The sequence below is a fragment of the Mesorhizobium sp. P2_E7 genome, assembly GCF_056403855.1.
On the sequence record NZ_JBFUER010000005.1, the window covers coordinates 146,121 to 167,996 of the forward strand.

The 21,876-nt window shown below is 62.4% G+C and carries 19 protein-coding genes; 9 read left to right on the top strand and 10 right to left on the bottom strand.

The window, feature by feature from the left end; translation table 11 throughout:
- Nucleotides 1–23: 23 nt before the first annotated feature.
- The 4 genes from exoK to AC1DYC_RS23715 form a co-directional block, all read right to left on the bottom strand.
- On the bottom strand, nucleotides 24–905 hold the full coding sequence (gene exoK, locus AC1DYC_RS23700) for an endo-1,3-1,4-beta-glycanase ExoK (RefSeq protein ID WP_477410225.1): 882 nt from the start codon (nucleotides 903–905) through the stop codon (nucleotides 24–26).
- Nucleotides 906–1,027: 122 nt separating this feature from the next.
- A complete protein-coding gene (locus AC1DYC_RS23705; RefSeq protein WP_477410542.1) occupies nucleotides 1,028–1,417 on the bottom strand; it encodes a hypothetical protein in 390 nt (129 codons plus the stop codon).
- A 127-nt stretch (nucleotides 1,418–1,544) separates the two neighbouring features.
- Complete coding sequence (locus AC1DYC_RS23710; protein ID WP_477410226.1) at nucleotides 1,545–2,567, bottom strand: glycosyltransferase family 2 protein; 1,023 nt, start codon at nucleotides 2,565–2,567, stop codon at nucleotides 1,545–1,547.
- A gap of 148 nt (nucleotides 2,568–2,715) precedes the next feature.
- Nucleotides 2,716–3,843 carry a nucleotidyltransferase family protein gene (locus AC1DYC_RS23715; protein ID WP_477410227.1) on the bottom strand — a complete coding sequence of 376 codons (1,128 nt, stop codon included), beginning with the start codon at nucleotides 3,841–3,843 and terminating at the stop codon, nucleotides 2,716–2,718.
- A 499-nt stretch (nucleotides 3,844–4,342) separates the two neighbouring features.
- Here AC1DYC_RS23715 and AC1DYC_RS23720 point away from each other — a divergent pair, with 499 nt between their 5' ends.
- From AC1DYC_RS23720 to AC1DYC_RS23745, 6 genes are all read left to right on the top strand, one after another.
- Nucleotides 4,343–4,495, top strand: coding sequence for a lasso peptide (locus tag AC1DYC_RS23720; protein ID WP_477279040.1), 153 nt, complete (start codon nucleotides 4,343–4,345; stop codon nucleotides 4,493–4,495).
- Nucleotides 4,496–4,670: 175 nt separating this feature from the next.
- On the top strand, nucleotides 4,671–4,940 hold the full coding sequence (locus AC1DYC_RS23725; protein ID WP_477410228.1) for a PqqD family protein: 270 nt from the start codon (nucleotides 4,671–4,673) through the stop codon (nucleotides 4,938–4,940).
- Nucleotides 4,933–5,340 carry a lasso peptide biosynthesis B2 protein gene (locus AC1DYC_RS23730; RefSeq protein ID WP_477410229.1) on the top strand — a complete coding sequence of 136 codons (408 nt, stop codon included), beginning with the start codon at nucleotides 4,933–4,935 and terminating at the stop codon, nucleotides 5,338–5,340. Before AC1DYC_RS23725 ends, AC1DYC_RS23730 begins: the two co-directional genes overlap by 8 nt.
- Nucleotides 5,341–5,343: 3 nt before the next feature.
- Complete coding sequence (locus AC1DYC_RS23735; RefSeq protein ID WP_477410230.1) at nucleotides 5,344–7,263, top strand: lasso peptide isopeptide bond-forming cyclase; 1,920 nt, start codon at nucleotides 5,344–5,346, stop codon at nucleotides 7,261–7,263.
- On the top strand, nucleotides 7,260–8,228 hold the full coding sequence (locus AC1DYC_RS23740; RefSeq protein ID WP_477410231.1) for a phosphoenolpyruvate carboxykinase (ATP): 969 nt from the start codon (nucleotides 7,260–7,262) through the stop codon (nucleotides 8,226–8,228). Before AC1DYC_RS23735 ends, AC1DYC_RS23740 begins: the two co-directional genes overlap by 4 nt.
- A gap of 6 nt (nucleotides 8,229–8,234) precedes the next feature.
- Nucleotides 8,235–10,070, top strand: a complete 1,836-nt coding sequence (locus AC1DYC_RS23745; RefSeq protein ID WP_477410232.1) for an ABC transporter ATP-binding protein — start codon at nucleotides 8,235–8,237, stop codon at nucleotides 10,068–10,070.
- Nucleotides 10,071–10,122: 52 nt separating this feature from the next.
- On the opposite strand, the gene AC1DYC_RS23750 is transcribed toward AC1DYC_RS23745, so the two are convergent.
- The gene (locus AC1DYC_RS23750; protein WP_477410233.1) at nucleotides 10,123–10,470 is read right to left on the bottom strand and encodes an exopolysaccharide production repressor exox; all 348 of its coding nucleotides are present in this window, start codon (nucleotides 10,468–10,470) and stop codon (nucleotides 10,123–10,125) included.
- A gap of 532 nt (nucleotides 10,471–11,002) precedes the next feature.
- On the opposite strand from AC1DYC_RS23750, the gene AC1DYC_RS23755 reads away from it, so the two are divergent.
- The 3 genes from AC1DYC_RS23755 (at nucleotide 11,003) to AC1DYC_RS23765 (ending at nucleotide 14,316) form a co-directional block, all read left to right on the top strand.
- On the top strand, nucleotides 11,003–11,680 hold the full coding sequence (locus AC1DYC_RS23755) for a sugar transferase (RefSeq protein WP_477410234.1): 678 nt from the start codon (nucleotides 11,003–11,005) through the stop codon (nucleotides 11,678–11,680).
- Between the two features lie 201 nt (nucleotides 11,681–11,881).
- Nucleotides 11,882–13,105, top strand: a complete 1,224-nt coding sequence (locus tag AC1DYC_RS23760; RefSeq protein ID WP_477410543.1) for a polysaccharide biosynthesis/export family protein — start codon at nucleotides 11,882–11,884, stop codon at nucleotides 13,103–13,105.
- A 119-nt stretch (nucleotides 13,106–13,224) separates the two neighbouring features.
- Nucleotides 13,225–14,316, top strand: coding sequence for an acyltransferase family protein (locus tag AC1DYC_RS23765; protein ID WP_477410235.1), 1,092 nt, complete (start codon nucleotides 13,225–13,227; stop codon nucleotides 14,314–14,316).
- Between the two features lie 194 nt (nucleotides 14,317–14,510).
- On the opposite strand, the gene AC1DYC_RS23770 is transcribed toward AC1DYC_RS23765, so the two are convergent.
- From AC1DYC_RS23770 to AC1DYC_RS23790, 5 genes are all read right to left on the bottom strand, one after another.
- Nucleotides 14,511–15,794, bottom strand: coding sequence for an O-antigen ligase family protein (locus tag AC1DYC_RS23770; protein WP_477410236.1), 1,284 nt, complete (start codon nucleotides 15,792–15,794; stop codon nucleotides 14,511–14,513).
- A gap of 214 nt (nucleotides 15,795–16,008) precedes the next feature.
- A complete protein-coding gene (locus AC1DYC_RS23775; protein WP_477410237.1) occupies nucleotides 16,009–16,836 on the bottom strand; it encodes an SDR family NAD(P)-dependent oxidoreductase in 828 nt (275 codons plus the stop codon).
- Nucleotides 16,837–16,937: 101 nt separating this feature from the next.
- Nucleotides 16,938–17,423 (bottom strand): acetone carboxylase subunit gamma, encoded by a 486-nt coding sequence (locus AC1DYC_RS23780; RefSeq protein ID WP_477410238.1) that lies wholly within the window; start codon nucleotides 17,421–17,423, stop codon nucleotides 16,938–16,940.
- Nucleotides 17,420–19,624 (bottom strand): hydantoinase B/oxoprolinase family protein, encoded by a 2,205-nt coding sequence (locus tag AC1DYC_RS23785; RefSeq protein WP_477410239.1) that lies wholly within the window; start codon nucleotides 19,622–19,624, stop codon nucleotides 17,420–17,422. Before AC1DYC_RS23785 ends, AC1DYC_RS23780 begins: the two co-directional genes overlap by 4 nt.
- 14 nt (nucleotides 19,625–19,638) lie before the next feature.
- Complete coding sequence (locus AC1DYC_RS23790; RefSeq protein ID WP_477410240.1) at nucleotides 19,639–21,780, bottom strand: hydantoinase/oxoprolinase family protein; 2,142 nt, start codon at nucleotides 21,778–21,780, stop codon at nucleotides 19,639–19,641.
- Nucleotides 21,781–21,876 lie beyond the last annotated feature (96 nt).

Below are 21,876 nucleotides of genomic sequence, written 5' to 3' on the forward strand. Positions count from 1 at the left end.
GATATGGCCGAGCCGGTTCAGATCTACTTTATGCTGCTTACACTACATGCCAGCGATTCTGGAAACTGGCACGGCTGGCCGAGCGCGGTGAAGGCGACGCGTTGCACCTGCATCGACACCTGGCGGCCGGGATCCGAAAAGGCGCCCATCCAGTTTTTCAGCGTGTCGCTGCCCCACAGGCTGAAGAATATCTTCTGCGAATGGGTCGGCAATTCTTGCGGGTCAGTCACTTCCTGGACCAGCTTGCCGTTGACGTACCAGCGCAGCCGGTCCTTTTCCCAGATGAAGGCATAGTCGTTGAAGCCCTTGTCGGCGCCGCCTTCGACCTCGGCCAGCTTCTCGTTCTTGGGCTTGCCGGCGATGTAGCTGTTGACCTGCACCTTGGAGGTATCCTTGGTCAGGACCTCGAAGTCGATCTCATACCAGGGCTGTTTGTCGGCAGGGCCGATATAGGTGAAGAAAGCGGCGTTGAGACCGGAACCGGTGTCGGTCTTCATCCGCGCCTCATAGGTTCCGTAGCCAAAGCGCTGCTTGGTCTGGATTTCGGCGCAGGCGAACTCGCGGTCCTTCAGTTTGCGCTTTTCGAAACCGAGCGTCAGCATGTTGTCGGAAAGTTTGACCAAGCCTTTCGACCAGGTGCAATTCTGGTGGTTGCCGTTCGACCAACCGTCGGAGACATACCAGCGCGAGCGATCGAAACTCTTGAAATCGTCGACAAAGGATGGCGCGCTTTGCATCTCCGGGGAGGCATCCTGGGCGCGGGACGGCTGCGCGGCGCCGAAGAATGCTGCGGCTGCCGCCAGCAGAAGCGCACCGACGGATAGAAGACGCAATTGCCGATTTGGCTGCGCCGACGCCATGGCATCGATTGCCACGATGGAGGTCGTCTTCGGGTCTGCGTTCATATCAATTCACCTTTGTGCTGTTCCGCCCCAACCCAAAGTCACCGACTGGCCCACATTGCTAACGGGCCGATCCCGATCCTCCGTCCCCCGAACTTTCTCTTCTGTGCCTCGTATGACCGGCTTCAGCGGCCCGCGGATTTGACGTATTCGCCTTGCTGCTCGGAACCCTGCCCATTTTCCTCGACGATCGCGTCGAGTGAATGACGCAGTTCCTTCATCCGGCTGGTCTGGCGCACCAATTCGGCAATGCGCTGTTCGCAGTTCAGGATCGACTTCGTCAAATTGCCGACTTCCGACCGCTTGCTTGCCGACGCTGAACCGTTCTCCATCGATTCGACCAGGAAGGCCGCGTTGGTGGACTTCGACCGGTAGCGATTCTCCAGTCCGGTTTTCTCGGCCGCGATCTCGGCCGTGATCTGATCCAGCAGCTTTGCCAGACGGTCGAAACGCGCCAGATCGGTCTGCTTGTCCCGGGCCGGGTCCCTGGACCTGAAGCCGAAAATTGAAGCCATCCGCTTGGCCTTCCAAAATTGCTGCACCGCAACATACAGTGCCATCGTCGGAGCACGTAGGCAACCTCCGAGTTTCAGCAAGGCAATTTTTTCAGCTTCCGTGCTCGTCGCCGCGGACTGGAGAGGCCTACTTGTCCACGGACGTGCTGGTTCCCGCCATCAGGTACCGCAAGGGCGGCACTGGTTGTTGTCTCGGTGACAAACCGACGTGACGAAACAACGCATCGAGCTTGTCCGAGGCCACGCCGCGAACGATGGGAATGAGGTTCGACTGGCTGGCCAGCGCATAGGCGGCGGCAGACGCCATGCCGCGCTCGGCCTTCACATCGAGGAAATTGCGCAGCCGGTATTTGTCGCGCACATGCCGCTCGTGCTTGCGCAGCACCGCCTTGGAGCCTTCCGGCAGACTGTCGATCTCGAGCAGCGCCAGATCGGCATCGGCAAGGCGCTTCAGATCCTGCGTCTTGTGGCGGCCGCTGAGCGAATCGGCGCGCACGATCGCGCCATAGCCGCAGGAGCGGATGACCTTGAATCGCGCGCCAAGCGCAAAGGCGCGGGCATAGAGTTCATAGTCTTCACCCAGACGCAGGTTCTCGTCGTAGCGCAGCCCATGCCGGTCGAGGAAAGCCCTCGATATGACCGGCTTGAGAAAGCCGAGTTCGCCGCGCTGCACGCGCCGCCTGGAGATGTTGCCTTCGATGAAGCGCTCGAAATCGAGGAACTCCGGCTCGGCCGAAAAGGCGGGGGCGACAATCTTCGAGACATCGGTCGCCGTATCGTCGCGGATCAGCATGATGTTGTCGGCGGCGAAATCCCAGTCGGTACTGGCAAACAACTGGCGGAACCGGCCCTCAAGGAAGAAATCGTCGGCGTCGAGAATGCTGATGAAAGGCGATTTCGAGCCGGCAATGGCGGCATTGCGGGCAAAGGACGGCCCGCGGTTGACGTCGAGGCGGATGACCGACAGCCGGCCGGTGCCATCGTCGGCGGCAGCGGCGACTTTTGCGGTGTCGTCGGTGGAGGCATCGTCGACGACGACGACTTCCGCCACCTCCGGCTCACGCAGTGCAGACCCAATGGCTGCGGGAATGGTCCGGGCCGCGTTGCGGGCCGCGATGATCACGCAGACCTGGGATTCTGATACGGACATGGGGACGCCTTTCAATTCCATGGATGGTTGCTGACTTTGCCCTGCGCCTTGTCCACCGCAGGGTGCCCCAACCCATCCTCCCATGATCCGTCGCCACCCAACCGGGACGGAATCGTCTCTGCCTGCTGCCGTTCTGCGATAGCCATCATCACCGGCCTTCCGGTCGTTCGAAAATCCGCCGGCTGAGGTCGGCGGACGCAGCCCAGCCGGCCTCGGTCAGGTAGCGGACCGGTTCGCGGCCGCACAGTTCCCACAAAACCGTGCGCCGCTGCGGCCATCTCAGCGACGACAGCCACGGCGCGATGACCATGTGGAACAGATCTTCATTGCCGATGCGTGACAGGATCCGCGTCGCCCGATCCGACAGCAGTGTGCCGGCGCCGCCAAGCAGCACGTCGGCGGCGCGCAAGCCCAGCAGCAATGTGTCGGCCAGCCCCTGCTCGGCCGCGTGGTCGAGCACAGTCTGCTGTTCGGCCTCGCTCAGGCGGCTGGCGGCAGCCCTGATATCGCAGACATAGCCTGCGCATGGCTCGCGGTTGAACAGTGCCTTGGCGACACTGATACAGGACAAGAGCAAAGTGTCGGAGGCCGAGATGAAAGGCACGCTGGAGCCGGCGATCGCAAGCGCCCGCTTGCGGCGCAGGAAGCCGTCCGTGTCGCGTGGGCTCGGCGATCCGGGCTGCTGCAGCCGGTAATGGAGATCGACGGTGGACGGTTTCTGGCCCTCAATGCGAACCATGTGCTGTTCGCCCAAAAACCGCACCCACCAGACGGAGCGGGACTTGCCGGCGACCTCGTAGCCGATCGAGCGCAGCGCATCGCGGGCTTTGAAGAAGCCGGCCGGCGACACCAGTATGTCGACATCGCCGGACGGCTTCATGAAATGGTCGCCATAAAGCAGCTGCTGCTGGAATGGTCCCTTCAGGAAGACGAAATCGATCTTGCGGTCGCGCAGCGCCTTGTCGATGGCCATCGAATCCATGATGCCGGACGAGTTCATCGCGATCGTTCGCCGGCGGTAGGTGTCGAGCCACGCGAGTAGCCCAGGCGGGGTCTGGCCCACAGGTGGGCGCGACAGAGCCTTCAGCACAAAGGTCGCGACCTTGTTCAGCCGTGCGATGTCGCAAACATCGGCAACGGAGATGGCCGGTGCAGGCGCGGTGCTGGCGCTCGCCTCCGCGTTGAAGAACAGCCGCAGGCACGCCTGCACATAGGCCACTTCGTCGGCGCAGCCGGCGGCGCGCAACCTTTCGAAGGTCCCTTCCTGCAAGGCCATATGCTGCAGCATCTCCGCAAAAGATTTTGTGAGGCGAGTTATATTGCAAGTGCGAAGCAAAGCATCGCCAAAATCATGTGCCGCGTCCAGTTTTTCCTTCAGGGCCAATTTTCCTTGCAACCTGAGCGTTTAGCGACACAACTGCACAAGCGGACGCGATCGTCGGCCGAATCCGGCCATGCTGCGGCACGCCCCGCAACAATTCTGTCCGAATTCGGCCGAGCCCAAAAGACAGGCATCCTAGGCGAAAATTTTAATGCAATTAAATCAGATGCTTAATTAAGCGTCACGGATAGGTCGTTGAATCCCCCTGGGCTGCGCGGCTAGAGTGCAGATGCAAGCGTTTTGATCACCCTTGAAGGCAGCCGCAACCGAGAATTGATTAACGGCAGGTAAATCAGGCTTGACTCATAAATGCTGCCATGCAGCTATTGCGGTGCAGCAATGTCTCGCTGTCGGCAATCGACAGGCCGCTTCCAGTCCATAATTGGAGAGTAAAATGGAACAGAATGTTGAAAAGCATGAGTACGAAACCCCAAGCCTGACGGTCCACGGCTCGATCGAGACCATCACGCAAGGCGGTAGCGGCTCGACGGCTCTCGACGCCTCGTTTCCGGCACATACGCCGGTCGGCGAACTCACCTTCTCCTGAGACTCTTCTCGTTGGGGTGACAAAGTCCGGACTCTGAAACAGAGCGCATTAAGGAGAGTCGGGGCTCAGGTCCCGGCTCTCGCGTCTTGTCCGGAATTGCCGAAGCGTTGGTGTTGTAAGCAGTGTCGTGTGAGCGAGGTTTAGGATGGACTGGAAACCCTCGGATCATGATCGGGTGAGCGCGAGCAAGGATGCCGTGGCCTGCGAATTCGGCAACGGCCTGGCGCTGCTCGATATGCGATCCAACATCTATTACAGCCTGAACAGCGTCGGCGCCTATATCTGGGAACTGATCCAGGAGCCGAAGCCCATCTCCGAGATCCGCGGCGCCGTGCTCGAGCGCTACAATGTCGAGCCCGAACGCTGCAAAGCCGATGTCGACGGATTGTTGAAAGGCCTAGCGGATGCCGGACTTGCGAGGCTCCATGATGAGGAACTTGTCTAGAGTTCTCTCGCTGAGCGGGCCGGAGATGCTCTTTCTCGCCCACTGCCTCGCGGTGGTCGTCGTGGTGCGGCTGGGGCTGACGATGCTTTCCTACAACCGGGTGCGCCGTGTGGTGACGCGGCTCGACGCGAGCGAGCCGGCCGGCATCGGGGACCTCAGGCGCGTCGCCTGGGGCGTTGCGGCCGCGGCGCGGCTGGTGCCGGGCGCAAGCTGCCTCACCCAGGCGCTTTCCGGCCAGTATTTGCTTGCCCGCCAGGGCAACGCTTCGAAGATCCGCATCGGCATCGAGCGCGATACCGGCACTGAATTGAAGGCGCATGCCTGGCTGGTCAGCGGCGACCATATCGTGCTTGGCGGCTCGCTTGGCAGGTTTACCCATCTCGTCGACCACGGCCAGTGACCGATGAGCGGCGTCGCCGGAATTCTGCTCAGGCAGGAAGGCAAGCCGGCGGCCGCGGCCGATATCCAGCGCATGCTTGCCCGCATGCAGCATCGCGCGCCTGACGGCAGTTCGTGGTGGATGGACCAGGGCGTCGTTCTTGGCCACGCCTGGCTCAACACCACAGATGAAGCCGGCCCCGGCCCGCAGACGATGGCCGGCGGCAAGCTCGCGATCACGGCGGACTGCCGCCTGGACAATCGCGAAGAATTGCTGGCCAGGCTCGGCGTCAGGGACAGCTCTGTTGCCGACGCCCTGCTGTTGATGCGCGCCTATCTGCGCTGGGGCGAAGCCTGCCCCGAACATCTGCAAGGCGATTTTGCATTTGCCATCTGGGACGGCGAGCGCCAGCAGCTGTTTTGCGTGCGCGACCATTTTGGCGTCAAACCCTTCTACTACCATTCGAGCGACCGGCGCTTCGTCTTTGCCTCGGAGATCGGGCCGATCCTCGATGTCGGCGGCGTCGACATGCGCATCAGCGAGCACCAGATTTCGGGATTTCTGGCCGGGCTGCCCGACGATCCGCGATCGACCGCCTACGCCGACATCTTCCGCCTGCCGGCGCGCCACAGCCTGACGGTGACCGGCAACCAGGTGGTGTTGCGCCGCTACTGGCAGATCGAGCCGTCGCGGAGGCCGATGCGCGCGGACGCGGCCGAAGAATTCCGCCATCTGTTTTCGCAATCGGTCCGCAACCGCATGCGTGGCACGCCGGCGGTCGGGGCGATGCTGAGCGGCGGGCTCGATTCCTCCTCGATCGCCTGCGTGGCAGGCCTGCAGAATGCCGCGCAGCGAAAGCCGAGGCTGCCGACCTTCTCGCTGGTGTTCGAAAAGGGTTCGCCGATGGACGAGCGGCCTTTCATCGAAGCGGTGCTTGGGCAGCAGAAGGTCGACGGCACCTTGATTTCAGTCGGCAATTACGCCCCTTTCGCCGAGTTCGAACGCATCCTGGAAGAGCAGGAAGAAACATTCCTGGCGCCTGGCCTGTCGCTGACCCGCGACATCTACCGGACCGCGGGCGCCAAGGGCATGAAAGTGCTGCTGGACGGCCATGGCGGCGACGAGGTGGTTTCGCAGGGCCACGGCCATCTGCACGAACTCGCCGACGCCGGCAGATGGATGGAGCTGTGGCGCGAGCTGCGCAGCGCCTCCAACACCTATGGCGACGGCATGCTCGGCCTCTACTACCAGTTTCTCACCCTTTATGGGCCGGCCTGGCGCATCGCGAAAATCAGGCGGTTCGCGAACCGTGCGCTCAGCAAATTGCGGCGCCATCCCGCTGGACGGCCGGCGACAAGCTGGCGCGGCCTGATTAATCCGGATCTGGCGAGGCGGACGGACCTCGTCGAGCGGTTTCGTCGGGCCGGCTACATGCCGCCCGCGGTCAGCGCCAGCGAGACCTTGACCCATCGCTGGCTGCTGTCGAACGGCATGGTGCCGCACGCATTCGAGGTTCTCGACAAGGCCGCCGCCAATTTCGGCGTCGAGCCACGCTATCCCTTCTGGGACAAGCTGCTGGTCGAGTTCTGCCTGGCGCTGCCCGGCGCGGAAAAGCTGAACCAGGGCTTTGGCCGTTCGGTGCTGCGGCGCGCCATGGAAGGGATTCTGCCGCCGGCGGTGCAGTGGCGGCGTGACAAGATCGATTTCACCTCCAATCTGGTCAAAGGCATGCTCGGCAACCACCGCGATCTTCTCGACAAGGTGCTGGTGGCGGATGCGGCGCTGATTGCCCCTTACGTCAACCTGCCCGAAGTGACCGCCGCTTATGGCCGGATCTCGCGGCAACCGGACGAAGCCACCTTGCCCGATGTCCAGTATGTCTGGCGCTCAATCGCGCTGTCGCTGTGGCTGCGGCAGGTGCAACTGCGCGGGAGCCATGCATGATGCCGGCCAACATGTCGCTCGCCGCCGATGACCGGCATCCAAGCGCTGCCCGCGCGCAGCACTTCTACAGGGCTTATGGCCTGACTATCGCTTCGCAGATAGAATTGCCCGAACTCGAGCCGAGCGCGCCGGCCTCTGTCGATGTCCTGATCACGGTCGGCCCGATCGACCGGCCAAAACCCTCGCCCGAGACCGGAACCGCTTTCCGCTTCGAGCCGCGGCAGCAATATCTCGCGTGGCAGACGGTCGGCGCCTTCCTGATCACCGACGCCTGCCGCATCGAGGTCGAGCCGGCGCCTGATGTCGACGATGCGCTGCTGGCGTTTCCGCTGCTCGGCCCGGTCATGGCGCTGCTCTTGCACCAGCGCGGCCTGCTCATCCTGCATGCCAGCGCCATTGCCGTCGGCAGCAAGAGCGCTGTTTTCATGGGCGACAAGGGCGCCGGCAAATCGACGACGGCGAGCGCGATGATCCGCGCCGGACATCGCTTGCTGACCGACGATGTCGTGGCGCTCGATCTCACCGAACAGCCGATGATCGTTCCGGGCTTTCCGCAACTAAAACTCGCCGCCGATGCCGCCGCCGCCATACCGCTCGGCCAAGCAGAGATACGTCCGCAGGTGCATGCGGCCATCGACAAGATGCAGCATCGCCTGCATGGGGGATTTTCGGCAGATGCGGTGCCTGCGACGCGGATCTACATCCTCGAGCGCGGCGACAAGGCCGCGATCACGCCGCTGCCGAGCATCGGTGCCCTGCCGGCAATCATCAAATTCTCCTATGTGACGCGGTTCGGCCGTCCGGCGCTCGTCGGCGATTTTGCCACGACGCATCTTCGCCAATGCGCGGCGCTGGCCAGCCAGATCGGAGTCTGCCGCCTCGAAGTGCCGACCGGGCTTGAGCGCATCGACGAAGCCATCGCCCTGATCGAAAACGATCTGACGGCCGGCAACCGGCCGCGGTGACGAGACATGTCGGCATCGAAGATTTTTGAGCTGTCGTTCTACCGTGACGTTGCCGGCTTAGGCGCCGTCATGGCCAGGATCGGCGGGCGCAGAACGCTAACGGCGCTGCTGTTCCTGATCCTCGGAAGCCTGACCGAAGGCATCTCGATCCTGCTTCTGGTGCCGCTGCTGCATCTGGTCGGACGGCCCGAGCAGAATTTTGCGGTCAAGCTGCCGAACAACGAGTTCGTGCGCTGGCTGGCGCCGGACGGGACGCTGCAATTGACGACGGTGCTTTGCCTGCTGGTCGGGCTTGTCGCGCTGCAAGCGGCGTTCAACCGCTACAAATCCGTCTACATGGCGCGGCTGCTGCTCGACTTCATCAACCGCCTGCGGATGAATTTGTTCGAGAGCATCGGCAGGGCGCGCTGGGGCATTTTTGCCCGCATGCGCAGCTCCGATCTCGACCATGCGCTGACCGGCGACATCGACCGCGTGCAGTCGGCGGCGTTCTCGCTGCTGATGCTGGTGCAGATCGCAGTGCTGTCGGCAGGCTATCTCGTGGTGTCGCTGTTCATTTCGCCTGTCATGACCGCGTTCGCCATCGTCATCGGCATAATCATGTTCCTGGCGCTGCAACCATTTCGGGCGCGGGCCAGCGCCTTCGGTCGGGTTTTGACCACCAATCGCCAGGAGCAATACCGCACGGTCTCGGAGTTTCTCGGCGGCATCAAGGTGGCCAAGAGCCTGAATGTCGAGGCGACCTATTACGCGCAGCTTCGCGCGACGCTAGAGAAGATGAAGACGGACAACATCAATTATGTCCGCAACAGCACTATCGGCACGGCTTTGTTCCAGGTCGCCAGCGTCATCGGCCTCAGCCTGTTCATCTATGTCGCTTTGGTCCGCTTCAATCTCTCGCTGGCGGAGATCGTCGTGCTGCTTTTGGTATTCATGCGCATTGCGCCGCGCTTCATGGATATGCAGATGCAGGCGCAGCAGGTGCTGATCAATCTGCCCGCCTACGCTTCGATGCGCGACATGCAGGCGCGTTTCGATGCCGAGCGCGAACCGGCGAGCGCGGAATCCGACGCCAAGCTGTCGCTCGATATCGGGCTCAACATCCGCAATGTTTCCTTTGCCTATGAGGCCGGCGGCAAGCCGGTGGTGAGCGACGTCACCTTCGGCCTGCCTGCCGGCAAGGTGACGGCGCTGATCGGGCCGTCAGGTTCGGGCAAGAGCACGCTTGCCGACATGCTGCTCGGCCTGCTTGAGCCGAGCGCGGGCAAGATCCTCGCCGACGGGGTCGAGATCAGTGCTGCCAACCGGCGGCGCTGGCGCGATCAGGTGGCCTATGTACCGCAGGACGTGTTCCTGCTGCACGACACCATCGCCTCCAACCTGCGCCTCGCCGCGCCGCAAGCCAGTGACGAGGAACTGTGGGCCGCGCTGCGCTCCGCGCATGGCGCCGACTTCGTCGAACGGCTGGAACTGAAGCTCGACACGGTGGTCGGCGATCGCGGCGTGCGGCTTTCGGGCGGCGAACGCCAGCGCATTGCGCTGGCGCGCGCGCTGCTGCGCAAGCCCTTGCTGCTCATTCTCGATGAGGCGACCAGCGCGCTCGACTGGCAGAACCAATCCCTGATCGCCAAATCGATCGATGGGTTGCGCGGTTCGATGACGATCCTGACCATCGCGCACAGGCCATCGATGATAGCCTTCGCCGACTGGGTGGTTGCGATCGAAACCGGCCGGATCGTCGAAGTCGGGCAATATCAGAGGTTGAAGGCGAAGGCCGGCAGCCGCCTGTCCAAAATGCTTTCAGGCGAGCAATCAGAACCGGAGCCGGCCGAGGCAAGCTGAGTCCGGCTGCAAGAAGATCCGAGGCCGGCACTGCGCCGCCCTCAGCCTGTGTTCAATGCACGCTGCGCCTGGCCGAGAGCTTCTTGCCTTCGGCCGCCTTTTCCGCGCCCACGCTTCGTTCGGCGTCGCGAGCCCTGTCGGCCGATGTCGGCGCGGTCCTGGCGATCATCACATAGACCAGCAGGAAATAACCGATCTGGATGAGGACAGCGCAACCAATGACGCGAAGCACCGTTGTGGTGACCGTCGCGCCGTCGGCATAGGACCACGCGACTACAATCGCGAGGGCGAAAACCATTCCAATGACGAATTTTGGTAATGACATGATCGGCGGCCCGTCAACCGGCCCGAGCATGCAAAAGCGATGACTTACCCACCCGAGTATCTCCCCATTCGCCATGCGAGCTTATTCAGCTGCTCTTTTTCGGCCGGTTGCTTCCGGCCCTCCCAACCCATCCAGACTCTAACAGAAATAATTTGCGACTCTATTAAGGCGCGAAACTGACAGCAAGGGCAACCGGGGATAATTTTCAGTCCGCAAGGGCGCTGGACTCTGCCATGCTGCGATGCACACGCAGGGGTGGTGGCCTAACTCGCCACGCAATTTATGCTGCAGTAGAATGTATGATGTTGATTAGTATTTTATTTGATTACATTAGCAAAACGATGGATTCAAAAATCAGTTAAAGCCATTCTCTCTGCGGCAAAGGACGATTCGCCCAAAATCGGCCCCAAAACGGCACTGCATTTTCTTGTGTTGCTCGTTGTTCGTCACAAACGTGCCATAAAGGGCAAAATTTGGGCAGGAGACGTTTATTATTTAGTCAATTCATGACGTGACTATTTCACTCGTATGGGAAATTGTGTGTTGCGCTGCAGCATTTTTTTGGTATCGTGACATAAACCATCCGTTCAACGTATGGAGCTTTTGCATGAGGGATGTTGCCAAGTCGGCCAATGCGGCATTTTCGCAGGTCGGCGTAGATTTTCCGCCACCAATCGGCGGGCTGCTAAAGCGCAGTTTCGATATTTTCGGTTCACTTATCGGCCTGGTGGCGCTCAGCCCACTGTTCCTGATGGTGGCCCTTCTGGTCAAGCTTTCCGACGGTGGCTCGATCTTCTACGGACACAAGCGAATCGGACGCGGCGGTCGGATTTTCCCCTGCCTCAAGTTCCGCACCATGGTCGAAGACGGCGAACGCGTGCTGACCGCTTATCTGGCGGCCAATCCGGAAGCCAACGCCGAGTGGATCGCGACCCGCAAGCTGAAGAACGACCCGCGCGTCACCCGCGTCGGCGCAGTTCTGCGCAAGCTCAGCCTCGACGAACTGCCGCAGATCATCAACATCCTGCAGGGCGACATGAGCCTTGTCGGGCCTCGTCCCGTGGTGCGCGACGAGCTCGAGATCTATGGCAGCGCCGCGGTCTATTATTTGAAGTCGCGGCCGGGCCTGACCGGGCTCTGGCAGGTCAGCGGACGCAACGATGTCTCCTATGACAGCCGCGTTGCGTTCGATCGCCACTATGTCGAGAACTGGTCGCTGTTCGAAGACGTTCGCATCATCCTCAAGACCGTGCCAGCGGTATGGATGTCGCGCGGTTCCTACTGACCGACCGCAACGGGTCAGCAATCGGGCCGGTCCGGCCCGAAGTCAATCCGGCCCCAAGCCATGCGGCGACGGGCCGGTCTTGCATTGCAGCCGCGGTGGTCAACCGCTGCGGCAGGCCTATCGGGCGGATGGGGCCAAAAACGGATCGGAAACGTTCAGTTGAAAACAGACATATCAGCGTATTTTCGCCTTGCCGGCCCGATGCGGCCGGCACGGCTCGTCGCCACGTGCCTCGCACTTTCGCTCACGGTTCCGGCCATGGCCGACGAGTACAGGCTCGGCTCGCAGGACAAGCTCAACATCCGCGTCGCCGAATGGCAGACCGTCGAAGGCACGTTCCGTGACTGGTCGGCGGTGAACGGCGAGTATTCGGTCGGTCCGGCCGGCAATTTGTCGGTGCCGTTCGTCGGCGAATTGCCGGCTGCCGGCAAGACCACGTCGGAGATTGCGGCGGCTGTCAGCGTCGCCTTGCAGCGCAAACTTGCCTTGTCGGACAAGCCGGAAGCCTCGGTGGAAATGGTGCAGTTCCGGCCGTTCTATATCTCGGGCGAAATCCAGACGCCTGGCCAGTTCCCCTATGTGCCCGAGCTGACCGTGTTGAAGGCGATCAGCATAGCCGGCGGCATCAGGCGCAGCGCCGACTACGGCTCGCAGCTCGGCAAGGACCTGGTCACCGCCAAGGGCAATTTCGACATTTACGACGACCAGCGCGTGCGGCTGATCGTCAGGCGTGCACGCATCGATGCCGACCTCGCGGGACAGGCGAGCTTCGAGGCGCCGAAAGAGGTCGAGGGCGATCCGCGGTTGCCGACCATCGTCGCCGACGAAATGCAGATCCTGACCTCCGACCAGAAGGCGTTGAAGCTGAAGCTGCAGGCGCTCGACGATTTGAAAGGGGTCCTGCAGTCCGAAATCGAAGCGCTGCAGAAAAAGATCGTCAACCAGCAGAAGCAGGTCGACCTGGCGCAGCAGCAGGCGGACAGCATCGGTCCGCTGGCGCAAAAGGGCCTGGTCGCCAACGCGCGCCTGCTGTCCTCGCAGCAATCGGTCACCGACCTGCAAGGCAAGATCCTGGACTATGAGACGGCGATCCTCACCGCCAAGCAGTCGATCAGCAAAGCGACGCAGGACGCCATCGATGCCCAGAACACGTTGAGCTCGAGCCTTGCCGCCGACCGGCAGCAGGTCGAGGCCGACCTGAACGAGGCGGCACTCAGGGTCAACATGCAAAAGGGGCTGATCACCCAGGCATCGGATCCCGCCACGACTGCCGCCATCACAAACAACAGTGAAGAGCCGACGCTCACCTATTCGCTGGTGCGCGTTGCCGACGGCAAGACCAGCGAGATCGACGCCAAGGAAGACACGCCGGTGCTGCCGGGCGACGTCATCAAGGTGAAGCTGGCGCCGACGGCCAGCCAGTAGCTCTCGCCGCTCGGGCTCGCGCGACGAGACTGACACGACGGGGCAGGAGGAATGCATTCGGCTCGTTCGCGCCAAGGGCGCGGGCGAGCAATTCCGTTTCGACCGCTTGAAGGCATCCCATGCAACCCGCCGCCCCGCGCCACGTCTACCTCAATCTCGACGCCATCCGCGGCGTGGCGGCGATCAGCGTGATGCTCTACCACTTCTCGCCGTTCCTGGCCGAGGGCAAGGTGCTGCCGTCGAGCTATCTGGCGGTCGACCTGTTCTTCCTGCTCAGCGGCTTCGTCATCGCGCATGCCTATGACCGCAAGATCGAGAACGGCATGGGTTTCGGCACGTTCGTGGCGATCCGCCTGATCCGTCTCTACCCGCTTTACCTTGCCGGCACGCTGCTTGGCTTCTTCTATCTCATGGTCAAGAACCGGCTGATCCCGGCCGAATACATGCCGATCTCCGAGATTGGCACGATGCTGACGACAGGCATGTTCTTCATCCCGCTGGTCAGCGATGCCTATCACACCATCTTTCCGCTCAATCCGGCGTCGTGGTCGCTGTTCTTCGAGCTGATCGTCAACATCGCCTATGTCGCCGTCTTCGTCCTGCTGACGAAACGTGTTCTGACAGTCCTCATCGCCGTCAGCCTCGTGCTGCTGGTAGTCGCCTCGATCGTGGCCGGCACGCTCGACTTCGGCATGACCGGCTCGACCATCATCAGCGGGCTGCCGCGCGTCTGTTTCTCGTTCTTTCTCGGTGTGCTGCTTTGCCGGTCCATGGCGCGCTATCAAAGCGGGCTCGGGTTCCTGCGGCATGGCTGGTGGGTCGAGGCCGCGATCGCGCTGACGCTTGTCGTTTTCGCCATCGCACCGGACGGCGGCGCGCGCGTCGCCTATGATCTCGCCTGCATCGTCTTCGTTTTCCCGGCCCTGGTGGTGGTCGGCGCCGTAGCGCCGACGGCTCCACGCCTGTCAGGCCTCTACGGCTGGCTCGGGCGGATTTCCTACCCGATCTACATCATCCACACGCCGATGCTGATGATCATCGCCGGCGCCGGCAAGGCCGCCGCGATCGACCCGTTCGCGCACCATCCCTGGTTCGGAATCGTCATGGCGGCTGCGGTCATCGTCATCGCCGACATTTCCACGCGGATCTATGACGAGCCGTTGCGGCGTTTCCTGCAACGGCTGATGCTGCGCAAGCGGGCCGTCGCCTGATCCCCGAGGATGGCCGCATATAGCGGGGACTTTCGCCCTACAGTACCCCCACCCTTAATCCCTCCCCACAAGGGGGAGGGAGACTTCGTTTGTGCTTACCTCGGCATATTACTGATGTTCAGCTGAGCCTGATCCGCAAAGGCGCGGGAGGGTTAGGGTGGGGTCCCGCTTCGCAAGAATCTATTTTGCGGCTGTCAGACGCGTGCCGGCATACGGCCGTTGGTGGCCTTTTCGTCCTGCACCGGAGCATAGATCCGACTTGCCCTGGCAACCGGCACCGGGCGCAGCTTGAACAGGCCGTAATAGACGATGAACGAGGCCATGAAATAGGGGCCGAGGATCTCGACCTCGAAGAAGGAGCGGATCAGCATCATGCCGACCGCGCCGGCAAGCACCACCGAATCGGCACTCCAATCGCCGAACACCACTTTCGAGACATGGCCATAGAAGGAGCGCAGGATGATCAGCGCCAGCATGACCACGCCGACGAAGCCGAGCTCGACCAGCGTCTCGATATAGGTGTTGTGGAAATGGAAGCCGGTGCGGGTCGAGATGTAGAACTCCGCCCACAGCCGTTCCGGATCGGCAAAGCCCTGTATCCAGTAGGCGGCATAGCCATAGCCGAGCAGCGGACGCTGCTGTGCGGCTTCCCAACCCTGTTCCCAGAGATAGGTGCGGCCGGTCAGCGTCGAATCCTTGCCGAAGATGCCGAGCACGACGTCGAGCAGGCCGAGGTTCAGCGCGGCCACCACACCCGCCACCAGCGCGCCGGCGCCGACGACGAACAGCACGCGGCGATAACGGCGCGACAGAACCTTGCTCATGGTGAGCAAGGCAACGACGCCGATCACCGCCGGCAACGAAGCAACCGACGTCGCCGAATGGGCGATCGCCAGCAGATAGACCGACAACAGCATGATCGGCGCGGTCCACACGAAGCTCATCCAGTTGCGCCGGTAGAAGGCCAGAAAAGCAAGGCAGAAGAAGATGCCCAGCGAGGCGAAGAAGCCGATCTGGTTCTTGGAGCCGAAGGCGCCGACGAAATTGGTGGTGCCGTCGATCGTGTCGAGCGCATAGGCGCCGACTTTCAGCGAGTAAAGCAGCACGATGAAGATGCCGATCAGCGAGCCCAGCACCAGTGCGCGTGTGCTGATGGTGCGCGCGGCGATGTAGGCGCACAGAATGTGGGAGAAATACTGCAGCCCCGCCCGCGCGCTGGTGCCGGCCGCTTGCGACCAGAACAGCGACAGGCAGACATAGGTGACAAAGAGCAGCGGCAACCAAGCGCTGGAAAGATCGCGCGCGAAGCGCCGGTAATCGACGAACAGCAGCGGCAGCCACACCAGATAGTAGGCGAGGATCAGGATCTGGCCGAAATTGGTGGAATAGGCGAAGGCAAAGACCGACACGGCAACGGCAAAGGCGGCATAGGCCTTGTTGTTGTCCGGATCGATCAGAATGGATTTCGGGATCTTCATGCCGGATCTTTCATCCGTTGGTCTCGGAAGCAGGCGCAAACGCCCACAGCGGCTTTCCGGCACCGATTGTGCACTGCAGCATAATCTAGCGCCCTATCGCCGGCGGCTCAACCGGAAATGTTGTCACGGGCAAAAGGCGCGCCAGCCAAAACGACCATGCAACAGCCAAGTGGCGTGAATACGGCCTGCTCCCTCAAAATCCAGGGGGTGGCGGCTACCACAGCGCTCCGCCGGTGACCTGAATGTTTTCCATGGTGATGCCCTTGGCCAGATCCGAGCACAGGAACACGGCGAGCGCCGCAATCTCCTGCGGCTGCAGCAGGCGCTGCTGCGGATTGCCTTTGGCGATCTCGGCCATGGCTTCTTCCGCCGTACGGCCCTTGCCCTCGCGCTCGACGACCTGCGCCACATTGCGGCGCATCAGTTCGGTCTCGACCCAGGTCGGGCTGATCATGACGCAGGTGACGCCGTGCGCCGCGCCCTCCAGCGCCACGCAACGGGTGAGGCCGAGCAGGCCGGCCTTGGAGGCGCAGTAGGCTGGATTGTCCTTCCAGCCGACGGTGGCGGCGGTCGAGCCTATGTTGACGATGCGACCCCAGCCGCGCTCGATCATGCCTGGCAACACGGCTCGGGTGACGCGGAAGGCACCGGTGAGGTTGGTGTCGACGATCTTGTCCCAGAGCGCGTCGGAATGGCCGCAGACCGGCTGCTCGGCGGTGGTTCCGGCGGCGTTGACCAGGATGTCAGCCTGTCCGATTGCGGCTTGCACATCGGCTGCAAACCGGTTGGTCACCTCGCTGTCGCGGACATCCAGATGCGCGGCATGGACCCTGGTGCCGTGGGCCGACAGGGCCGCGCGCACGCGCTCGATTTCGTCGGCGCCCGGGTAGTAGGCGGCGTCCGATCTATCGGCGTCGGCGGGCGCAATGTAGGAGCCGACAGCGACATTGGCGCCAGCTTGCGCCAGCGCCGTGGCAATGGCGAAGCCCATGCCGGAGAACCCGCCGGTGACGATCGCGCTGCGGCCGGAAAGGTCTGTCATGGGTGGCCGGTCTCCGATGCCGAAATCCGATGCGCTATTCATAGGCTGGCGCCGGCAAGGAGCGCTACCTTGCCGGCGACATGGTCACAAAATCAGTTTCCTTAAAGCGGCTTTCCCAGCCACTCGCGATAAAACCCTTCGAGGTCCGGTTGGAAATCGTGGACGATCGGATAGCCGGGCGCCGCAGCCTCGACCTCGTGCATGGTGCCGCATTGCGGGCAGATGAATTCGCGGATCTCCATCCACTGCGGATCGGGAATATCGCTGTTGGGATAGATTTCGCGCAGGGCCTCCTCGGTGTTGCGCACGATGATCGCAGCCTTGAGCTTCCAGTTCTTGCGATAGTCGCCGAAGGAGTGGCCGCATTCGCAGCGCGTCACGCGCTCATCGCCGCTCTGGCAGATGAACAGATGGTCCGAGACCGGCAGCAGGATGGGGTCTTTCCAGCCGACGCGGTCCTGCAGCACCGCGACATATTTGAAGAAGCGGTCGTCGTCCTTGTAGGCGCTCATGACGCGGCGCGTCTGCGGCCAGGGCAGCGTGCCCGCGACCAGATCGGCAATGACTTCCTTGCTGTATGAGGTCATGGCTTTGCTCCCGGCATGAACATCGATTTGGCGTCGACGTTCCAGAAATCGCTGAAATCCTTGGTGAAGCGCGACGACAGTTTTATCGCACTGGCGTACATTTTCTTCACCTCGGGCGCGAAGTCGGCCTTTTCGACACGGCTGCGCTCGGTGGCGATCCACTCCGACACCGGCTTTGCCTGGGCGAGCCGTTTGGCGCGCATTTCGGCGCGGTGGCGCTTGGTGGCTTCGAGATTGGCGACGGGATAACCCTCCTCATCCTCGTCCAGCATGATGCCGAAAATGCCCTCGGCCGCTTCCTTGGTGAGATAGCCATTCTCGACATCCATGGCCGTCTTGAGCGGATCGCGCTCCAGCACGTCGCCGTAGCCGCCACCGCCATTGTAGGAATGGGTGAAGACGTCGCCGGTCTTGTGCGGGGCGGTGATGTAGGGCCCCTCCATCGTCACATGCTCGCCCTGAAACCGCAGTTCGAGTTCCGAACGGTGCGGGTTGGTGCCGGTGTGATGCGCCAGCGGCGCGCCCTTTGCGGCGAGCTCGAAGATGTTGGAGTTGCGCACCGCGCGATGCTTCTGGCAGGTCGGCGCCGGATAGCCGCCGCACATGCCGCCATTGTCCAAGACGCGAGACGAATGCTCCGAGGTCACCAGCCGCAAATGATCAGTCTTGCTGACCAGCCAGGTCGAGATGAAGGAGCAGCCACCGCGATATTTGCCGGCGCCGCCGGAATTGGGAACGATCGAGCGGCCGATATAGAGCATCGGCATGTTCTGTTCCCAGATCTCGATGTTGCCCATGTCGGATTCGGGGTTCCAGCCGACATAGGCGGTGTCGAGCCCGTCCTTGATGGCCAGTGCACCGGAGCCTGCGGCCGCGCATTCGAAATGCGCCATGCCGAACAGCTTGCCGTACTGGCTGGTGCCGCCCATTTCGATCATCGGGCTGTTGACCTGGCCGACGAAAGCTTCCTCGACGAAGCCGCGTCCGATGAAGGAGCGCGACAGAAGCCGCTGGAAGACGCCATAGGCTGGCAGCAGCAAGGCCCATGAGGTGGCGGTCGCCACCATTTCATTGTCGGGGTTGGTCCAGGTGCCGTGTGGCAGTTTCAGCTCGGTCGCCATCCAGGCGCCGTCATTGACCAGGCCTTCGAAATTCATGTGCTGGGTCAGCGTCACGAACATGCCGCCATCCATGCCGGCCGGCGTGCAGTTCATCGAATGGTAGCCCCAGGGCTGCGTGCCCTCGAAATCCATGATGATCTTGCCGTCGGTGGTGATCTCCATCTCGATCGGGATGTTGTAGAGCCAGTCGGGATCGCCGAGCGGCTGGTAGCCCGGCTTGCCGGCGGTGACGTGGCCGTAGAAAGTGTGGCCGCGATAGATGCCGGGGACGGTGAGCTGGCGCGTGCGGGCGAGCTGGGCGCGACGGCCCTCCTCGATGAATTCCTTCGACACCTGCATCCAGTAGTCGAGGCCGATCTCGTCGATCAGCGCCTTGACGCTTTCGCGCATGTCGATGCAGGAGGCGACCTTGGCCTTTTCGTCGAGCACCCAGTAGATCGGCATGCGCAGATTGCGCTCGCAGCGAATGACATAGTCGCGGCGGATCTCGTCATTCTCGCCGACCTTTTCGGCGCAGACGAACAGGCCTTCGGTGAAGCGTTCCTGTGCCAGCGCCACGTCGCCGCCGGGCGTGATGCCGCCGGCCTCGAGCTCGTGGCAGACGGCGCCCGCCCAGCCGACCAGTTTGCCGGAATGGAAGATCGGCACCACGTCCATCACGTCAGGCACCTGGACGGTGCCAATGAAGGCGTCGTTGTTGGCGAAGATGTCGCCCTCGCGAATGCAGGGGTTTTCCTCGTAGCCGTTGCGGATCATCCACTTGATGAACCTGCTCATCGTGTGCACGTGCACCATGATGCCGTTGGAGAGCGCAATCGCATCGCCTTCCGGCGTGTAGATGGCGACGACCATTTCGCCGACTTCGCGCACGCCGGGCGAAGCCGAGATGCGGCGGGCCATTTCGCGTGCCGACACGCAATAGGCGCGCAGCTTGGTGTGCAGCGTCTCGAACTTCAGTGGATCCTGGTTGCGCAGATGGAGTTCGGTGATGCCGTCATAGCAGCCGGTCTCTTCCATGAGCCGTTCGGATTCGATCAGCCGTTCGCGGATGCGCAGGGCGGAGGCGGGTTTGTCCAGCATGGCGTTCGCCCTTCTCAAGCGTGGGTGTAGTGCAGCAGCGTCCATTCATCGACATGGACACGGTCTTGCGGGTGAACGACGAGCGTTGTCGCCGGGTGTTCGATGATGGCCGGGCCGATGACCTCATGGCCGGGCTGCAAAAGGTCCATCTCGTAGAGATTGGCCTTGTGCCAGCGCCCGCCAATATAGGCCTCGCGCACGCCCTTGTGCGCCGATGCCGGATCCGACTTGCCGAGCGGGCGCTTCAAGAGCACCGGCTTGACCTTGTCGGCGGTGGCGATGAGGCCGAGCTCGGTGATCGAGAAGCCGGCTTCGCCATAGCGCGAGACGCGATGGTTGACCTTGGCATAGACCGCTTCGAACTCGTCGATCACCTTGCGCATATCGTCGGCGGAATTGATGGCCGACAGCGGCGCCATCACTTCGACGTCCTCGAGCTGGCCGGTGTAGCGCATCATCAGGAACGGCACGGTCTTGATCTTCTCGCGTGCGTGGCCGTCCTCGATCATTTCGTCGACCGCCGCCTTGGTCAGATCGTCCCAGACAGTGGTGACCTTCTTGCCGAAGGCGGTGAGCTCGTCATCGCTGGCCCGCGCGCCGATGTCGTGCTGCGTCGACACGGAGTGGCGGCGCATGAAATCGGCGGTGGTGCAGCCGAATGCCGAGAAGGCGGCGGCGAACTGAAAGGTGATGATATCCTTGAAGCCGATGCCCCTGGAGCATCCGGCGAGATGCAACGGACCCGAGCCGCCATAGGAGAGCAGCGTGAACTCCGAGGGGTGGATGCCCTGGCCGGAGATGACGCGGCGCAACGCATTGTTGGCGTCGGCCTCCAGCATGTCGATCATGCCTTCGGCGGCTTCCTCCAACCCGACGCCCAAAATGTCGGAGCATTTCTCCTGGAAGGCCTTGCGGGCCTTCTCGACCTGCAGCACGACCTTGCCGCCGAGGAAATAGTGCGGGTTGAGGCGGCCGAGGATTGCGTCGCAATCGGCAATGGTGGGTTCGGTGCCGCCTTTGGCGAAGCAGATCGGGCCGGGATCGGAGCCCGCGCTTTCCGGCCCGAGCGAGACTTTCTTGGTCAGCGGGTCGACCTTCAGGATCATGCCGGCGCCGGCGCCGATCGTGTCGAGATGCAGCGTCGGCACGTTGAGCTTGAAGCGGTCCATCAGCGGCTCATTCTCGATCCGCGTCTGGCCGCGGGTGATGACACCCATGTCGAAGGAAGTGCCGCCCATATCCGAGCAGATCAGCGAGTCGTTGCCGATCAGCTTGCCGACATAGGCCGCACCGAGGATGCCGCCGATCGGGCCGGAGATCATGGTTTCATGCAGGCGCGGATGGTTGATCGAGGTCAGGCCGCCGAAGGAGAGCAGCGTCTGCACGCCATATTTGAAGCCGTATTTCTTGGCGACGTCCTCGATGCCCTTGAGCTGCTTGCGGCCGCGCGAGGTGGCATAAGCCTCGATCAGCACCGAGTTCAGGCGCGACTGCTCGCGGATGACCGGGCGGACCTCATGGCTGGTGTAGACGCGGATATCGGCGCCGGCAGCAGTGACCTCCTCGCGGCAGATCTCGGCGATGCGCTTCTCATGCGTCGGATTGACGTGCGAGAAGATCGTCATGATGCAGATGCCCTCGACCTTGTCGGCGATGAGCTTTTTGGCGGCGAGGTGCACCTCGTGCTCGTAGAGCGGCAGGATGATGTCGCCGAACTGGTCGATGCGCTCGGTGACGCCATGAGTGCGGCGGCGCGGCACCAATGGATCGGGATGCTGGTGGGTCACCGCATGCAGGCGGTCGGCATAGGAATAGTCGGCCCAGGCCTGCAGGCCGCGGCCCATCAGGATCATGTCCTCGAGGCCCTTGGTGGTGATCAGGCCAAGCTTGCGGCCGGTGCGCGACAAGAGCGTGTTGAGCATGCCGGTGCCGGAATAGAGCACGACGTTGACGCCGGAAAAGAGCGTCTCCAGCGAGATGCCCCAGGCATCGGCCGCGTCTTCGGCGGAGGCAAGGAAGCCTTCGGCCTCGTCCTTCGGCGTGGTCGCCGATTTGCCGATCTTGAAGTGGCCGTCCTGATCGACAAGGATGGTGTCGGTCATGGTGCCACCGGCGTCGATGCCGATAACGATGGGGTTGGTAGTGATCTGGTCCACGGGTCGCCTTCCCTCTTCGAGAATGACCGCAGGCTAGAGGCTCGGTGCCGGATCGCGCCATATGCCTAAAGACACAATGACCGTGCGGCTGACATC

Coding starts and splice junctions, on each gene's coding strand:
- exoK (WP_477410225.1), bottom strand. CDS start 905: ATGAACGCAGACCCGAAGACGACCTCCATCGTGGCAATCGATGCCATG.
- AC1DYC_RS23705 (WP_477410542.1), bottom strand. CDS start 1,417: ATGGCTTCAATTTTCGGCTTCAGGTCCAGGGACCCGGCCCGGGACAAG.
- AC1DYC_RS23710 (WP_477410226.1), bottom strand. CDS start 2,567: ATGTCCGTATCAGAATCCCAGGTCTGCGTGATCATCGCGGCCCGCAAC.
- AC1DYC_RS23715 (WP_477410227.1), bottom strand. CDS start 3,843: ATGGCCTTGCAGGAAGGGACCTTCGAAAGGTTGCGCGCCGCCGGCTGC.
- AC1DYC_RS23720 (WP_477279040.1), top strand. CDS start 4,343: ATGGAACAGAATGTTGAAAAGCATGAGTACGAAACCCCAAGCCTGACG.
- AC1DYC_RS23735 (WP_477410230.1), top strand. CDS start 5,344: ATGAGCGGCGTCGCCGGAATTCTGCTCAGGCAGGAAGGCAAGCCGGCG.
- AC1DYC_RS23740 (WP_477410231.1), top strand. CDS start 7,260: ATGATGCCGGCCAACATGTCGCTCGCCGCCGATGACCGGCATCCAAGC.
- AC1DYC_RS23745 (WP_477410232.1), top strand. CDS start 8,235: ATGTCGGCATCGAAGATTTTTGAGCTGTCGTTCTACCGTGACGTTGCC.
- AC1DYC_RS23750 (WP_477410233.1), bottom strand. CDS start 10,470: ATGGCGAATGGGGAGATACTCGGGTGGGTAAGTCATCGCTTTTGCATG.
- AC1DYC_RS23755 (WP_477410234.1), top strand. CDS start 11,003: ATGAGGGATGTTGCCAAGTCGGCCAATGCGGCATTTTCGCAGGTCGGC.
- AC1DYC_RS23760 (WP_477410543.1), top strand. CDS start 11,882: ATGCGGCCGGCACGGCTCGTCGCCACGTGCCTCGCACTTTCGCTCACG.
- AC1DYC_RS23765 (WP_477410235.1), top strand. CDS start 13,225: ATGCAACCCGCCGCCCCGCGCCACGTCTACCTCAATCTCGACGCCATC.
- AC1DYC_RS23770 (WP_477410236.1), bottom strand. CDS start 15,794: ATGAAGATCCCGAAATCCATTCTGATCGATCCGGACAACAACAAGGCC.
- AC1DYC_RS23775 (WP_477410237.1), bottom strand. CDS start 16,836: ATGACAGACCTTTCCGGCCGCAGCGCGATCGTCACCGGCGGGTTCTCC.
- AC1DYC_RS23780 (WP_477410238.1), bottom strand. CDS start 17,423: ATGACCTCATACAGCAAGGAAGTCATTGCCGATCTGGTCGCGGGCACG.
- AC1DYC_RS23785 (WP_477410239.1), bottom strand. CDS start 19,624: ATGCTGGACAAACCCGCCTCCGCCCTGCGCATCCGCGAACGGCTGATC.